At 65.0% G+C, this 14,113-nt stretch carries 14 protein-coding genes; 10 read left to right on the forward strand and 4 right to left on the reverse strand.

Going from position 1 to position 14,113, the window contains the following annotated elements; genetic code table 11:
• Positions 1-49: 49 nt before the first annotated feature.
• From UB48_RS03480 to UB48_RS03495, 4 genes are read left to right on the forward strand one after another with little or no spacing between them, the layout of a single operon-like run.
• Positions 50-445: a hypothetical protein gene (locus UB48_RS03480; RefSeq protein WP_052676463.1), complete on the forward strand. Its 396-nt coding sequence runs from the start codon at positions 50-52 to the stop codon at positions 443-445.
• 3 nt (positions 446-448) lie between these two features.
• Positions 449-3,109, forward strand: a complete 2,661-nt coding sequence (locus UB48_RS03485) for a DUF4132 domain-containing protein (RefSeq protein ID WP_045194101.1) — start codon at positions 449-451, stop codon at positions 3,107-3,109.
• 29 nt (positions 3,110-3,138) lie between these two features.
• Entirely contained in the window at positions 3,139-3,564 is a 426-nt protein-coding gene (locus UB48_RS03490; protein WP_052676464.1) for a hypothetical protein, read from the forward strand.
• Positions 3,561-4,610 carry an FAD-binding oxidoreductase gene (locus UB48_RS03495; protein ID WP_045194102.1) on the forward strand — a complete coding sequence of 350 codons (1,050 nt, stop codon included), beginning with the start codon at positions 3,561-3,563 and terminating at the stop codon, positions 4,608-4,610. The genes UB48_RS03490 and UB48_RS03495 overlap by 4 nt, the downstream gene beginning before the upstream one ends.
• Here the strand turns inward: UB48_RS03495 and UB48_RS03500 are convergent.
• Positions 4,600-5,475 carry a LysR family transcriptional regulator gene (locus UB48_RS03500; RefSeq protein ID WP_045194103.1) on the reverse strand — a complete coding sequence of 292 codons (876 nt, stop codon included), beginning with the start codon at positions 5,473-5,475 and terminating at the stop codon, positions 4,600-4,602. The two genes, UB48_RS03495 and UB48_RS03500, sit on opposite strands and share 11 nt — an antisense overlap.
• Positions 5,476-5,606: 131 nt before the next feature.
• Between UB48_RS03500 and ampC the strand changes: the two genes are divergently transcribed.
• Entirely contained in the window at positions 5,607-6,761 is a 1,155-nt protein-coding gene (gene ampC, locus UB48_RS03505; protein WP_045194104.1) for a class C beta-lactamase, read from the forward strand.
• Between the two features lie 195 nt (positions 6,762-6,956).
• Here the strand turns inward: ampC and UB48_RS03510 are convergent, their stop codons facing one another.
• Positions 6,957-7,580, reverse strand: a complete 624-nt coding sequence (locus UB48_RS03510) for a glutathione S-transferase family protein (protein WP_045194105.1) — start codon at positions 7,578-7,580, stop codon at positions 6,957-6,959.
• A 3-nt stretch (positions 7,581-7,583) separates the two neighbouring features.
• The gene (locus UB48_RS03515) at positions 7,584-8,375 is read right to left on the reverse strand and encodes a helix-turn-helix transcriptional regulator (protein ID WP_045194106.1); all 792 of its coding nucleotides are present in this window, start codon (positions 8,373-8,375) and stop codon (positions 7,584-7,586) included.
• Between the two features lie 166 nt (positions 8,376-8,541).
• Here UB48_RS03515 and UB48_RS03520 point away from each other — a divergent pair, with 166 nt between their 5' ends.
• The 3 genes from UB48_RS03520 to UB48_RS03530 all read left to right on the forward strand — a co-directional run bounded on the left by UB48_RS03520 (position 8,542) and on the right by UB48_RS03530 (position 11,965).
• Positions 8,542-9,636 carry a P1 family peptidase gene (locus UB48_RS03520; protein WP_045194107.1) on the forward strand — a complete coding sequence of 365 codons (1,095 nt, stop codon included), beginning with the start codon at positions 8,542-8,544 and terminating at the stop codon, positions 9,634-9,636.
• Positions 9,637-9,722: 86 nt separating this feature from the next.
• Complete coding sequence (gene ppnN, locus UB48_RS03525; RefSeq protein ID WP_045194108.1) at positions 9,723-11,096, forward strand: nucleotide 5'-monophosphate nucleosidase PpnN; 1,374 nt, start codon at positions 9,723-9,725, stop codon at positions 11,094-11,096.
• 182 nt (positions 11,097-11,278) lie between these two features.
• Positions 11,279-11,965 carry a TIGR04211 family SH3 domain-containing protein gene (locus tag UB48_RS03530; RefSeq protein WP_045195640.1) on the forward strand — a complete coding sequence of 229 codons (687 nt, stop codon included), beginning with the start codon at positions 11,279-11,281 and terminating at the stop codon, positions 11,963-11,965.
• A gap of 18 nt (positions 11,966-11,983) precedes the next feature.
• On the opposite strand, the gene UB48_RS03535 is transcribed toward UB48_RS03530, so the two are convergent.
• Positions 11,984-12,907 (reverse strand): DMT family transporter, encoded by a 924-nt coding sequence (locus UB48_RS03535; protein WP_045194109.1) that lies wholly within the window; start codon positions 12,905-12,907, stop codon positions 11,984-11,986.
• Positions 12,908-13,003: 96 nt separating this feature from the next.
• Here UB48_RS03535 and UB48_RS03540 point away from each other — a divergent pair, with 96 nt between their 5' ends.
• Positions 13,004-13,561, forward strand: coding sequence for a helix-turn-helix domain-containing protein (locus UB48_RS03540; protein ID WP_045194110.1), 558 nt, complete (start codon positions 13,004-13,006; stop codon positions 13,559-13,561).
• A gap of 14 nt (positions 13,562-13,575) precedes the next feature.
• Positions 13,576-14,085: a methylated-DNA--[protein]-cysteine S-methyltransferase gene (locus UB48_RS03545; RefSeq protein WP_052676465.1), complete on the forward strand. Its 510-nt coding sequence runs from the start codon at positions 13,576-13,578 to the stop codon at positions 14,083-14,085.
• Positions 14,086-14,113: the final 28 nt, after the last annotated feature.

Genomic DNA, 14,113 nt, shown 5'->3' on the forward strand with positions numbered 1-14,113 from the left:
ATACTCTTGCGCCCATTGCTTTTTGCCTCTTGCCAGAAAAGGAGTTCCCATGGCAACGCTCACCGTCCGCGACGAGTCGGTTTCGGGCGAAGTCTTCGACGATTTCGCCCTGCACTTTGCCACCGACACCATCACCGTGCGCCAGCTGATCCGCGAACGGGTCCATCAGGAAGTCCTGCAGCGCAGCACTGAAACCGGCCACAGTCGGCGCCAGCGCCTGGTCAGCCCCGAACCGCTGGAAGCTGCGCTCAATGGCGAGCCTGTCGTCGAGCGCCAGAGCATCGACTGGCGCAAGCAGGTCGACATCGCCTGCGAGGCCTTCGAGCGCAATGGCTTTTTCATCCTGCTCGACGAGCGTCAGGCTGAAAACCTCGACGAAGTCCTGACCATCCGCCACGACAGCGTGGTCAATTTCATCAAACTGACCCCGCTGGTAGGAGGCTGAACCATGGCACTGGAACAACTTCAGGCGTTTCGCCACGACCGCGCGCAAACCGAACTGGGCCCGGTCGAGCACATCGGCCCGGACGGCTACCCGCTGCTGGCCGGCTCCGAACTGCGCCACGAGCATGAGCTGATCAGCGAACTGCTGCCGCTGCTGCAAAAAATTCACGGCCGCCCCGACGCCATGGTCTTCGCCCTGGGCAAACTGCCGGCAGTCATGGCCCTGGATACCGACCCGGCGCTGCGCACACGCCTGGTGCTGGCGCTGATCGAACGGGTGGTGGCCTACAACGGTGAGCTGAGCACCGCCAGTGCCGGGCATGCCTTCTCGCACATTTTCGACTACGGCGTACTGCCGGCGCTGATGACCTGGCTGATGGAAAACGGCGCCGACGTCGGCCAGCTGGCCGAGCCTGTGCTGCAGTGGTTCACCAGCTACCGCTTTGCCTATTACGGCACCCTGCCAACCCTGACGGTGACCGACTGGGTCATCGCGCAACACTTCAGCACCGTGCCAACCGACCTGCGTGACCTGCTGATCATGCTGCGCAGCCAGTGCGCCGACCTGGGCCACTACGGCAACTTCGGCGAACAACTGCTGGCCAAGCTCGACCCGCTGCTGGGCAGCGGCGCCTGGCAGGTGCTGGCGCCGTGCGAACACTGGACCCAACTGGCCCTGGAAGACCTCGAACAACTGAGCCCCGAGGTGCGCGAAGACTGGCTGGCGCTGTTGCGTCAGGCCGCTGCGGCAACTTCGGCGCGGCCCTCGGCGAAATGGTTGAAGAACGCCCAGGCGCTGTTGGCCAAGGTCGGTGAAGCACCGCTGCGGGCGGCACTGCTGCGCTGGTTTGCGCGGGTCGATGCCGGGCGCTGCGGCGCGCTGCTCAACGTCGGCTGGGAAAGCACCGATGACCGCGCACGCATGCACGATGGCAACGCCACGGTGCTGCGCGGCCTGTTGTGGATGTGCGCGCCGCTGGCCGACAGCGAACTGACCCGGGCCATCGCCCGCCTGGCCCTGAGCGCCTACCGCAAGGTGCGCGGCATCGGCCCACGGGCGCCCAAGGTCGGCAACGCGGCGGTGTTCGCGCTGTCGTCGATCCCAACCAGCGAAGCAGTCGGGCAACTGGCCCTGCTCAAAGTGCGGGTCAAGTTCGGCACCGCGCAGAAGGAAATCGAAAAAGCCTTCACCAGCGCCGCCGAAGCACTGCAACTGCCCCGTGACCAGATCGAAGAACTCGGCGTGCCGACCTACGGTTTGGAGCAGGTCGGCCTGCGCCGCGAAAGTTTTGATGACGGCGCCTTTGTCGCCGAGCTCAAGGTCGATGGCAAGGCCGCTACCCTGAGCTGGTTTCGCGCCGACGGCACGCCGCAAAAATCGGTGCCGGCCAAGGTCAAGGCCGACTACAAGGACGAGCTCAAGGAGCTGCAAGGCGCGCTCAAGGACATCGGCGCCATGCTGCCGGCCCAGGCCGAGCGCCTGGACAGCCTGTTCCTGCTGGAAAAGCACTGGCCGTACGATCAATGGCAGGAGCGTTACCTCGACCACCCGCTGATCGGCACCCTGGCGCGGCGGTTGATCTGGGTGATCAGCGACGGCGGCCAGCAGTACGCCGTGGTGTTCAACGAAGGCTGCCTGCAAACCCTGGACGGTAAAACCATCAGCCCTTCCAGCGCGGCGCAAGTGCGCCTCTGGCACCCGATCGGCCGCCCGCTGGAGGAGGTCCTGGCCTGGCGCGAGCGCATTGAAGCGCTGCAGATCACCCAGCCATTCAAGCAGGCCCACCGCGAGGTCTACCTGCTGACCGAAGCCGAGCGCAACACCGCCAGCTACTCCAACCGCTTCGCCGCGCACATTTTGCGCCAGCACCAGTTCCACGCCCTGGCCGCCGCCCGCGGCTGGCGCAACAAGCTGCGACTGATGGTCGATGACACCTACCCGCCGGCCACCCGCGAGCTGCCGGCCTGGGGCTTGCGTGCCGAGTTCTGGATCGAGGGCGTGGGCGACGACTATGGCGTCGATACCAACGAAGCCGGCGCCTTCCTGCGCCTGAGCACCGACCAGGTACGCTTCTACCCGATCGACGCCGCCCAGCGCAGCGCCCATGCCGGTGGCGGCGGTTATGCCTTGAACCGCTGGGATAACGCCGTGGACGCTGCGCCCTTGCCGCTGGACCAGGTGCCGCCGTTGGTGCTCAGCGAAGTGATGCGCGATGTCGACCTGTTTGTCGGCGTCGCCTCGCTGGCCAACGACCCGCTGTGGGCCGACGGCGGGCCGGACGGCCGCTACCGCGATTACTGGCACAACCACTCGTTCGGCGAGCTGGGCGCCACCGCGCAAACGCGCAAGCAATTGCTGGAAAAACTGCTGCCGCGCATGACCCGCCTCAAAGACAAATGGACCCTGCACGGGCGCTTCCTGGAGGTCACCGGCAAGCTGCGCAGCTACAAGATCCACCTGGGCTCGGGCAACATCCTGATGCTGCCCAACGATCAGTACCTGTGCATCGTCCCCGACGCCAAGGCGCGGCAGAAAAACACCCCGCAGTACCTGCCGTTCGAGGGCGACGCGCTGCTGTCGATCATCCTCTCCAAGGCCTTGCTGCTGATTGACGACGACAAGATCAGCGACCCGACCATTACCCGGCAGTTGGCTTTGAAGTGAACGTGAAAAAGGATTGCCCCGTGTCCGCCATGAGGCTGTTGCTGCTGAGTCTGTTGCTGGTCGGCACGGTTTGCGTAGCCGATGACGAGGACTATCCGGACCCGCTGTACGGCTTCGTGGTCGGGCCTTATGCACTGATCGGCAAAGCGCCGGACAACGGCGTCACGTATTCGGGCCGGGCCACGCTGCGCTATGCAGGCGGGCAACTGCAGCTGGCAACGACCATTGACGGCAAGACCCGCACCGCCATCGGCCAGGTCGAGGTCGCGGCCATTGCCAAGGCCAAGGTGCTGCGTTTCACTTGGCCCGGTCACCGTTCGACCTGCCTGATCCACGGCGACCTGGACAACTACGCGCGCCTGACCTGCTACTGGCAACGCGACGGCGTCGAGCACAAGGAGCCGGGCATGGAAAGCTACTTCCCGACCGCCACCTGGCCGGAGAATCGCCAATGACAGCCGAGGCCGAGCGCCCGCACGTGGTGGTCATCGGCGCCGGAATCGTCGGCGCCTCGATTGCCTACCACCTGAGCAAGCACACCCAGGTGACAGTGATCGACAAGGGCCAGCCGGGCCTGGGGGTCACCTCGCGAGCCTTTGGCTGGATCAACACCACGGCGCCGCAGCCTGGCGAATTCGCCGCCTTGCGCACTCTGGCGATTGGCGAGTATCACCGCCTGCAAGATGAGCTGGGCACGGCGCCGATCAACTGGAGCGGCGCACTGTCGTTCAGTCCAGCGCCCTCGCCCGCCGCTGGCGTCGAGCCGATCGACCCGGCTCGCGTGCGAAAGCTTGAGCCGCAGTTCAAAGCGCCACTGCAACAGGCGCTGTTTGCACCGCAGGAAGGCTCAATCGACCCGCTGGCGATGACCCGTTTGCTGCTGGAACGCGCCCAGGCCAACGGCGCCAGGGTGCTGAGCGACACACAGGTGCTGGCGATTGAATGCCGGGACGGCGCCGTCGCCGCGCTTGTCAGCGCAGAGGGACGGATCAGTTGCGAGCGCCTGGTCGTAGCGGCAGGCACCGCGTGCAAGGCCTTGCTGCAGCCCTTGGGCGTCAGCTTGCCACTGCATCCGTCGCCGTCGATCCTGATCCGCCTGCGGGCGCAACGGCGGCTGGTGCACACCCTGATCGCCAGCAGCGAACTGGAAATCCGCCAACCGACGCCGGAGCTGATCCTGGCCGCCGAAGACTACCTCGACGCCGACGGCGAAGACGGTCCCGAGGGCATTGCCCAGCGGGCGCGCAATACCATCCGCAACAGTTTGCACGGCGGCCAGGGCCTTGAGCTAATCAGTACCGAGGTTGGCTTGCGACCCATGCCGGATGATCGCATCCCCATTATCGGTGCCTTGCCAACTGTCAGCGGCCTGTACCTGGCGGTGATGCATTCGGGCGTGACCCTGGCGGCCGTGGTCGGCCGGCTGGTGGCGCAAGAGCTGATCGACAGCCGACTGGCGCCCGAGCTGCAAGGCTGCCGGCCTTCGCGTTTCAGCCTGTAGCTGCCTTCAACAGCCAGGCTTTGAACGCCGCCATCGCCGGGCTTTCGGCCTTGGACTGCAGGCGCGTCAGCCAGTAGCTGCCGGTACTGATGCCCAGGGCAAATGGCTGGCGAATGGCATCGCTGGCCAGCAGGCGTTCGAACATAAGCGGTGGCGCCAGGGCCACACCGGCGCCTTGCAGGGCGGCGTCCATCATCCCCAGCGACGAATCGAAGACCATGGTCCGCGACGGCTGTACCGCGCCCGGCAGGCCAGCGGCCTGGAACCATTCGGACCACTCATCGCTGCGGTAGGAACGCAGCAGGGTGTGTTGCAGCAGGTCGGCCGGGCTGTGCAACTGCACGGCAATCGACGGCACGCACAACACCGACAGCGGCGCCTCCAGCAACGGCTGGGCATCGATGCCATGCCAGGCGCCGCTGCCAAAGCGGATGGCGTAGTCCAGGCCTTCGGCGGCGATATCGACGCGGTTGTTGTTGGTCGACAGGCGCAAATCGATAAACGGGTGCAGGGCCTGGAACTCGGGCAGGCGTGGCAGCAGCCAGCCGAGCGCAAAGGTGCCCACCGCGCCGACGGTGAGTACTTCGCGGTAGTGGCCGCCGTCGAAGCAGTCGAGGGTCTGGGCGATGCGGTCGAAGCATTCGCGCAGCACCGGCAGCAAGGTTTCGCCTTCACGGGTGAGCATCAGCCCGCGCGGCAGGCGCTTGAACAGGGTGACCTTGAGCTGGGCCTCGAGGCTCTTGACCTGATGGCTGACCGCCGCCTGGGTCACGCACAGCTCGATGGCCGCGCGGGTAAAGCTCAAATGCCGGGCCGAGGCCTCGAAGGCACGCAGGGCATTCAGGGGCAGGTGTGGTCGGATCATGCAGACTCCCAAATTTTTCTAATGGCTGCTGCGAAATATCATCGTTTGTGCAACCTGGGCAAAGCGCCTAGATTGGCGCTCCCTGCTGCAGCCAGGCTCACAACAGTCCACTTAAGGAAAGGTTGCCGATCATGCACCAAAAAACCAACCTCAAGCCAGGGATTCTGGCTGCCTTTACCCTTTGCCTGGTTGCCGGGCAAAGCCTTGCGCAGACGCCGCTGGAGTCAACGGTAAGCGCCGCCGTGCGCCCGCTGATGCAGCAACAGGCAATCCCCGGCATGGCCGTGGCTATCAGCGTCGATGGCCAGCAGCACTACTTTAACTACGGAGTGGCCTCGAAACAGAGCGGCCAGCCAGTCAATGCCGACACCCTGTTCGAGATCGGCTCGGTGAGCAAAACCTTCACCGCCACCCTTGCAGGCTTTGCCCAGGCCAGTGGCAAGCTGAGCCTTGGCGATACGGCCAGCAAGCACTGGCCCGCACTCAAAGGCACCGCGTTCGATGGCATCACCCTGCTCAACCTTGGTACCTACAGCGCGGGCGGCCTGCCCTTGCAGTTCCCTGACGCGGTCAAGGGCGAAGCCGACCTGGCCGGCTACTACGGCCACTGGAAAGCCGACTACGCGCCGGGCACTCAGCGCTTGTATTCCAACCCCAGCCTGGGCCTGTTCGGCTACCTCACGGCGAAAAGCCTGGGAACGCCGTTCGCCCAGTTGATGGAACAACAGCTGCTGCCGCAACTGGGCCTGCAGCACAGCTACCTGCAAGTGCCTGGCGCGCAGATGGGCAACTATGCCCAGGGATACAACAAGCAGGACCAAGCGGTGCGCGTCGGCCCCGGGCCGCTGGATGGCGAGGCCTATGGATTGAAAGTGACTGCCGTGGACCTGCTCCACTACCTGGACCTGAACATGCAGCCGCACAGCCTGAGCAAACCGCTGCAACGGGCCATCGCCACCACCCAGGCCGGCTATTACCAGGTCGGTGCCATGACCCAGGGCCTGGGTTGGGAGCAGTATGCCTACCCGGTCAGCCTTGAGCAGTTGCAGGCCGGCAATGCGCCGTCGATGGTGCTGGAGCCGCAACCTGTGAGCTGGCTGAAACCGGCGCGGCCGCTGCCAGCCGACACCTTCTTGAACAAGACCGGCTCGACCGATGGTTTTGGTGCCTACGTGGCGTTCGTGCCGTCAAAACGCATCGCCATTGTGTTGCTGGCGAACAAGAACTACCCGATTGCCGAGCGGGTGAAGGTGGCGCATCAGATCCTCACGGCTCTGGCCAAGTAGAATCGCGGGGCAAGTCGAGGCGTCGCCCCGCCGCTCCACAGTGGATTTGTGTACGCCGGACCTGTGGGAGCTGGCTTGCCAGCGATGAAGCCGGTGCAGCCAGCACACACAGTGTTGCCTGAATTGCGACCGCTGCGCGCTCGATCGCCGGCAAGTCCGGCTCCCACAGGTCCTACGCAGTGCTTAAAGTTGGCCTCACGGCAACCCGTTGCGCCCATGCAAGCGATAGCCTTCACGCTCGTTCAGGCGCTCATAGTAAGCCTCGACCGCCGGCAACGCCGGGCGCTCCATGGGGGTCTGCAGCCAGCGGTTGACCGACAGGCCGATGGCGATGTCCGCCAGGGCAAAGTCCTGGCCACTGACATAGGCCCCGGTACGTTCCAGCTGACGTTCGAGGATGGTCATGTGCTTCGCCCAGTTGCGGCAACCCGCCGCCAGCGCTTGCGGGTCCTGGTGGGTCGGTGCCTTGCGCACCAACGAGACAAAGGCGTAGCTCCACGAACCGTTGAGGTCGGTGGCCTGCCAATCCAGCCATTGATCAACCCGCGCCCGCGCCTTCGGTTCGGCCGGGTACAACGCCTGGCCGCCATACTGGGCGGCGAGGTAGCGGATGATGCTGTTGGACTCCCACAAGACAAAATCGCCGTCGACAATCACCGGCACCATGGCGTTGGGGTTCAGCGCCAGGAACGCCTCATCCTCGGTCGAGCGAAAGCCCGAGCCCCAGTCCTCGCGCTCGAACGGCAGCTGCAATTCGGCGCAGGTCCACAGCACCTTGCGCACGTTGATCGATGAAGCCTTGCCGAGTATCCGTAGCATCATTCACTCCTGATGGTCATGTTGTCCCAGGTGTTGCAAAAACAGGCTGAACAGCTCCGATTGGGACGAGACCCCAAGCTTGCTGTAGAGGTTGCGCCGGTGCACCTTGACCGTCTCCTGGGAGATGTCCAGGCGCTTGGCGATGGCCTTGCTGGAGTTGCCGCGCAGCACCAGGCGGGCGGTTTCCAGCTCACGCGCCGACAGCGTGTCGCTGCCAAAATGCTCCAGCGCCCGCTCGACCGGGGTCGAATGCTCGGCAACCTGCCGGGGATGCTGCTGGTGCCAGTGCTGGCGCATCAAGGCCAGCAGCCACGGCGCCAGCAGGCTCAGCTGGCCTATGGCCGCGGTGTTGTAACGCTGGTTGGCGCCCAACGAGATGGCCAGGACCTTGCCCGCATCGAGGTTGAGGATCAGTTGCAGCTCGTCCTCGCCGACCAGGGCACGAAAGTAGTTGTTGAAGTAGTCGCTCTTGCGAAACTCGTCCGGGGCGACCTCTTCCATGCGGTACACGCCATCGGCAAGGCCGTCGCGCATGGCCTGGATGAACGGGTCGAGCAGGTACAGACCGCCCAGGTACAGGGGCGCTGCCGCCGGCGCATCGCGAAAGCCGCGGTCGAATTCCTCCAGCACCTGCGGCGCGCCCTCGCGCTCCACCAGCAAGGCCAGGGCGGTGTCGCACGGCAGCAGTTGATCGAGCAGCACGATCAGCTGATGCCAGAACCCCGGCTTGCCCAACTGGTCGATGACCCGGGCCAGGCCATGGTGGTGGGCAGCGGCTTCGAATAGCAGGTTCACCGGTAACTCCTAGGGGGTAACGATTGGGGGGAATCGCCAGCGGCAGGTCGGGCTCCTAGACTCTGCACACCGGCACGCAGTATTGCCGTTGCTCAAGCACTTGTCATGCGCTGCGAACAACGGCCCTTGCGCGCCCCTCGAACCTTCCAACAGGAGCTGTGAATCAATGCGTGTACGTGATCTGGGCATTCGTATCGGCGTCGGCACCCCTGGCGCGTTCAACGCCATTACCGACGTGCCGGGCGTGCGTGTCGGCCATCACACCGTGCAGCGCGGCAGCGGCGACCACGCGGTCAATACCGGCGTCACGGTGATCGAACCACGGGCCCAGGCCGCCAGCCTGCAGCCGTGTTTTGCCGGTGTGCACGTGCTCAACGGCAACGGCGATGCCACCGGCCTTGAGTGGATTCGCGAAGCCGGCCTGCTGACCACGCCGATTGCCTACACCAACACCCACAGCGTCGGCGTGGTCCGCGATGCGCTGGTGGCGGCCGAGCGCGAGATGGCCAAGGCCCGCACCTACTGGTGCATGCCGACGGTACTGGAAACCTACGACGGCGTGCTCAATGACATCTGGGGCCAGCACGTAACGGCCGAGCATGTCCACGCCGCACTGGCCGCGGCGCAATCGGGGCCGGTGGCCGAAGGGTGCGTCGGCGGCGGTACCGGGATGATCTGCCACGAGTTCAAGGGCGGTATCGGTACCTCGTCGCGGGTCCTGGACCGCGCGGCCGGCGGCTGGACCGTCGGCGTCCTGGTGCAGGCCAACTATGGCGTACGCGGCGCCCTGCGGGTGGCCGGCTACCCGGTCGGCCAGGTGCTGGGCGAGGTGCATTCGCCGTTCAGCGCGCCGCGCAATGTCGGCGAGCCGGGCATGGGCTCGATTGTCATCACCCTGGCCACCGACGCCCCGCTGCTGCCGCACCAATGCACGCGCCTGGCGCAACGGGCCAGCGTCGGCCTGGCCCGGGTCGGCGGCGGCACCGAGGACTCCAGTGGCGACATCTTCATCGCCTTCTCTACCGGCAACAGCCTGCCGGCAGCCAACTTCGGCCACCCCGGCGCGCCGACCAGCACAGTTGAGATGGTCAACAACGACCATATCTCGGCGTTGTTCAGCGCAGCGGCGGACGCCGTCGAGGAAGCCATCGTCAATGCCCTGCTGGCTGCCACCGACCTCGAGGCCCATGGCAGCAAGGTCCTGGCGCTGCGCCCCGAGCGTTTGCTTGAGGCCCTGCAGGCGGTCGGCTGGAAGGCCTGACAGCGAAAGGCACTCGTTGCTGCGACAATTTGTCGGTATGGTGGTGTTCTGAAGATGGACGTTTACCCGCTCACAGGAAACCCAGAATGCCCCAACGTGAAGTTATCAATGCATCTGTCAGCCCAAAAGGCAGCCTGGAAACACTGTCTCAACGTGAAGTACAGCAACTGAGTGAAGCCGGTTCCGGCAGCCTGTACACCCTGTTCCGCCAGTGCGCGCTGGCAATCCTCAACACCGGCGCGCACGTCGACAACGCCAAGACCATCCTCGAAGCCTACAAGGACTTCGAGGTACGCATTCACCAGCAAGACCGCGGCGTGCGCCTGGAACTGCTGAACGCCCCGGCCGATGCCTTCGTCGACGGCGAAATGATCGCCAGCACCCGTGAAATGCTCTTCAGCGCCCTGCGCGACATCGTCTACACCGAAAGCGAACTGGCCAGCCAGCGCATCGACCTGGAAAGCTCCCAGGGCATCACCGACTACGTCTTCCACCTGCTGCGCAACGCCCGCACCCTGCGCCCTGGCGTGGAGCCGAAAATGGTCGTGTGCTGGGGCGGTCACTCGATCAGCACCGAGGAATACCAGTACACCAAGAAGGTCGGCCACGAGCTCGGCCTGCGCAAGCTGGACGTCTGCACCGGCTGCGGCCCGGGCGTGATGAAAGGCCCGATGAAGGGCGCGACCATCGCCCACGCCAAGCAGCGCATGAGCGGCAGCCGTTACCTGGGCCTGACCGAGCCTGGCATCATCGCCGCCGAAGCGCCGAACCCGATCGTCAACGAACTGGTGATCCTGCCGGACATCGAAAAGCGTCTTGAAGCCTTCGTCCGCGTCGGCCACGGCATCATCATCTTCCCTGGCGGCGCCGGTACCGCCGAAGAGTTCCTGTACCTGCTCGGCATTCTCATGCACCCGGACAACCGCGGCCTGCCGTTCCCGGTCATCCTCACCGGGCCCAAGAGCGCCGCGCCGTACCTGCAGCAACTGCATGCCTTCGTGCGCGCGACCCTGGGCGACGAGGCGCAGGCGCACTACCAGATCATCATCGACGACCCGGCCGAAGTGGCCCGGCAGATGGTCGACGGGCTCAAGGAGGTCAAGCAGTTTCGCCGCGAGCGCAACGACGCCTTCCACTTCAACTGGCTGCTGAAGATTGAAGAAGGCTTCCAGCGCCCCTTCGACCCGACCCACGAGAACATGGCCGGGCTCAAGCTCAGCCGCGCGCTACCGCCTCACGAACTGGCCGCCAACCTGCGCCGGGCGTTTTCCGGGATTGTCGCCGGCAACGTCAAGGACAAGGGCATCCGCCTGATCGAAGAGAAAGGCCCGTACGAAATCAAAGGTGACAGCGCCGTGCTCGAACCCCTCGGCCACCTGCTGCAGGCGTTCGTCGACCAGCACCGGATGAAACTGCCGGGCGGTGCCGAATACGTGCCCTGCTACCGGGTCGTGAGCTGATTCAAGCCCCGCCCCCGCTTGCGGGCACAGCCTGTGCCCGCAACATTTGCTGCTATTTTCCTACCCCCTTCAGTGAACCTGCCCGCAGAAATATGGTCTTTCAGCAGGCGGCCTGCGCGCACGCCGACTGTTCACCGGCCCAGTCATCGGGCTTTTATTGTTTATTTCACGCGAAGACCATCATGCCTATCTCTCGTCCCGTTTCTGCGGCGCCCGCGCTGTTTTCCTCCTGCAACCCGGGCGCGCGCCGCCTGCTGACCGGCAGCCTGATAGGCGCCCTGCTGGTTTTGGCCAACCCGCTGCATGCCGAAGAGGCCGCGCCCAGCAGCGAGCGCTGGGTCAGCGACAGCTTGAGCACCTACGTGCGTAGCGGCCCTACCGACGGCCACCGCATTGTCGGCAACCTCAAGTCCGGGCAAAAGGTCACACTACTGACCACCCAGGGCAACTACAGCCAGGTGCGCGGCGAATCCGGCGACACCGTGTGGATCACCAGCAGCGACCTGCAGGCCGTGCCCGGCCAGGCCGAGCGCCTGCCGCAACTGACCGAGCAGGTGACCCAGCTCAGCGAACAGCTCAAGACCATCGACGACAGCTGGAAGACCCGCGTGCAAGGCATGCAAGAGACCCTCGACTCGCGCAAGGCGCTGATCGACGAACTGCAAGCACGCAGCAAGGCGCTCAATGCCGAGCTGAGCGACGCCCAGTCGGAACTGCGCAGCACCCAGGCGCGCCTGGGTGACGAGAACAAACAGGTGTTGATGCGCTACATGGTGTACGGCGGCGGCATCGCCGGTGCCGGTTTGCTGGCGGGCTTGATCTTGCCGGCCTTGAGCCGTGGGCGCAAAAAGAATGACCGCTGGTTCTGATGGATAATCCTGAGGTGCTCAGCGATCCCCGTGGGAGCTGGCCTTGCCAGCGATCGGCCGCGCAGCGGTCGTGATCCGCAGCATCCAGCCAAAGGTCATCCCCGCCGCCGCCAGCAATATCAAGCCGGAACCGGCCAGTTGCAGCGCACTCAGCGGATGTCCCAGAGCCAGCCAGTCGACCAGGATCGCCACCACCGGATAGATGAACGACAAGGCGCCGACCAGGCTGGTGGGGATTTTCTGGATGGCGCTGTACAGCAGGGTCGACATCAAGCCGGTGTGGACGATGCCGATCGTGGCCAGCAGTGCCCAGGTAGCAGGCGCCAGGGCCAACCCCGGCAGCTGCGCAAACGGCGCCAACAGCAGCACCCCGACCAGCATCTGGATCAACACGATCAGGTGCGGCGCCACCCCCTGCAAACGCTTGGTGATAGCGGCAGCGACGGCATAGAAAAACGCCGCGCCCAGGGCCATCAGCACGCCCAGGCGGTAGTCTCCGGCAACGCTGTCAACGCTCGATCCGGCCATGACGATCAGCAGCATCCCGGCGAACGCCGCCAGCAACCAGCCGGCCTTGTTGACGGTCATCTTCTCGGCGAACAGCAGCATGCCCAAACCCACCAGCATGAACGGCTGGGTGTGATAAACCACGGTGGTAACGGCAATCGAAGCATGGGTATAGGCACTGAACAGCAACACCCAGTTCAGCACCAGCGCGACCCCGCCCAACACCGCCGCCAGCGCCTGGCGGCCGCTAATCACCCTGCGCCGGAGCAAGCCCAGGCCGGCACAGGCCAGCAGCAACGCCAGCGCGCCAAACAGGCAACGCCAGAACACCACAGCCGCTGCCGGCTGGTCTGCGGCCAGCACGAACCAGCCCACCGTGCCGGAGATCACCATGGCCGCGGTCATCTCCAGGGTGCCACGTGTTTTCAGGTGCATGCTGTATCGACTCCTGTCATATCGAACAAAGGTCCGCTATGCTGAACAGATGAGTAGCGTTCGTCAAGACGAACAAATGACCGGTATAAAGAACATATGATCGAAGCCCATTCCCCTATCCTGCTGCTGGCCAGCGCCATCCGCCGCGAGCGCGAGCGCCTGGGCCTGTCGGTGACCGAGCTGGGCAAGCGCGCGGGCCTGGCCAAGTCGACCCTGTCGCAACTGGAGTCCGGGGTCGGCAACCCCAGCCTGGAAACCCTCTGGGCCCTGGCCACTGCGTTGCAGGTGCCGGTCAGCCGGCTGATGGGCCAGCCGCGCCAGCACGTGCAGGTGATTCGCGCCGCTGAAGGCGCCGCCAGCCATAGCGAGCAGGCCCACTACGCCGCCACCCTGCTCGCCGCCTGCCCGGCCGGGGCGCAGCGCGATATCTACCGGCTGCGGGTGCAGCCGGGTGAACCGCGGCGGTCAAAACCGCATCCACCGGGTACCCTTGAGCACGTGATCCTCTGCAGCGGCCGCGCCCGGGTCGGCCCGCTCGAGCAAGCGGTGACCCTGGAGGCCGGTGACTACATGAGCTATTCGGCCGACGCCCCGCACGTGTTCGAGGCCCTGGCCGCCGACACCCTGGCGGTGATGCTGATCGAACACGGCTGAAACGAGGACTGCCCATGAGCGAACTGCTGCTGCGCCGCCTGCACGTGCCGGAGCCGATTGGCCAGGTGCTGATCATCGGCGATGACCAACGGCTGTTGGCGCTGGAATTCGATGAGCCAGAAAAACGCCTGCTGCGGTTGCTGCGCACCCGTTTCGGCGCCGCTGTGCAATTACGCGAAACCGCTGGGCTGACGGCGCTTGCCGATGCTGTGCAGGCTTATTGCTCAGGCCAGTTGCAGGCGCTTGATGCGCTGGCAGTTGATGCCGGCGGCACGCCGTTCCAGCAACGGGTGTGGGCGGCGTTACGGGAAATTCCGCCAGGCACTACCCGCACCTACGGGCAGATTGCTGCACAGTTGGGTAACCCGGCTGCCGCGCGGGCGGTAGGCTTGGCCAACGCGCTGAACCCGGTGAGCCTGGCCATTCCCTGCCATCGGCTGGTGGGCAGCAATGGCGCACTGACAGGTTATGGCGGCGGTATTGAACGCAAGCGCTGGTTGTTGCAACACGAACGCCACGCCTAGTTATATTATTTATAGATGTTATAATCGT

It is taken from the genome of Pseudomonas sp. 2(2015) (assembly GCF_000955865.1).
In the GTDB taxonomy this organism is placed as follows: domain Bacteria; phylum Pseudomonadota; class Gammaproteobacteria; order Pseudomonadales; family Pseudomonadaceae; genus Aquipseudomonas.

Bases quoted from the DNA above. Each gene is read 5' to 3' on its own strand.
- UB48_RS03480 (WP_052676463.1), top strand. From the start codon at position 50: ATGGCAACGCTCACCGTCCGCGACGAGTCGGTTTCGGGCGAAGTCTTC.
- UB48_RS03485 (WP_045194101.1), top strand. From the start codon at position 449: ATGGCACTGGAACAACTTCAGGCGTTTCGCCACGACCGCGCGCAAACC.
- UB48_RS03490 (WP_052676464.1), top strand. From the start codon at position 3,139: ATGAGGCTGTTGCTGCTGAGTCTGTTGCTGGTCGGCACGGTTTGCGTA.
- UB48_RS03495 (WP_045194102.1), top strand. From the start codon at position 3,561: ATGACAGCCGAGGCCGAGCGCCCGCACGTGGTGGTCATCGGCGCCGGA.
- UB48_RS03500 (WP_045194103.1), bottom strand. From the start codon at position 5,475: ATGATCCGACCACACCTGCCCCTGAATGCCCTGCGTGCCTTCGAGGCC.
- ampC (WP_045194104.1), top strand. From the start codon at position 5,607: ATGCACCAAAAAACCAACCTCAAGCCAGGGATTCTGGCTGCCTTTACC.
- UB48_RS03510 (WP_045194105.1), bottom strand. From the start codon at position 7,580: ATGCTACGGATACTCGGCAAGGCTTCATCGATCAACGTGCGCAAGGTG.
- UB48_RS03520 (WP_045194107.1), top strand. From the start codon at position 8,542: ATGCGTGTACGTGATCTGGGCATTCGTATCGGCGTCGGCACCCCTGGC.
- ppnN (WP_045194108.1), top strand. From the start codon at position 9,723: ATGCCCCAACGTGAAGTTATCAATGCATCTGTCAGCCCAAAAGGCAGC.
- UB48_RS03530 (WP_045195640.1), top strand. From the start codon at position 11,279: ATGCCTATCTCTCGTCCCGTTTCTGCGGCGCCCGCGCTGTTTTCCTCC.
- UB48_RS03535 (WP_045194109.1), bottom strand. From the start codon at position 12,907: ATGCACCTGAAAACACGTGGCACCCTGGAGATGACCGCGGCCATGGTG.
- UB48_RS03540 (WP_045194110.1), top strand. From the start codon at position 13,004: ATGATCGAAGCCCATTCCCCTATCCTGCTGCTGGCCAGCGCCATCCGC.
- UB48_RS03545 (WP_052676465.1), top strand. From the start codon at position 13,576: ATGAGCGAACTGCTGCTGCGCCGCCTGCACGTGCCGGAGCCGATTGGC.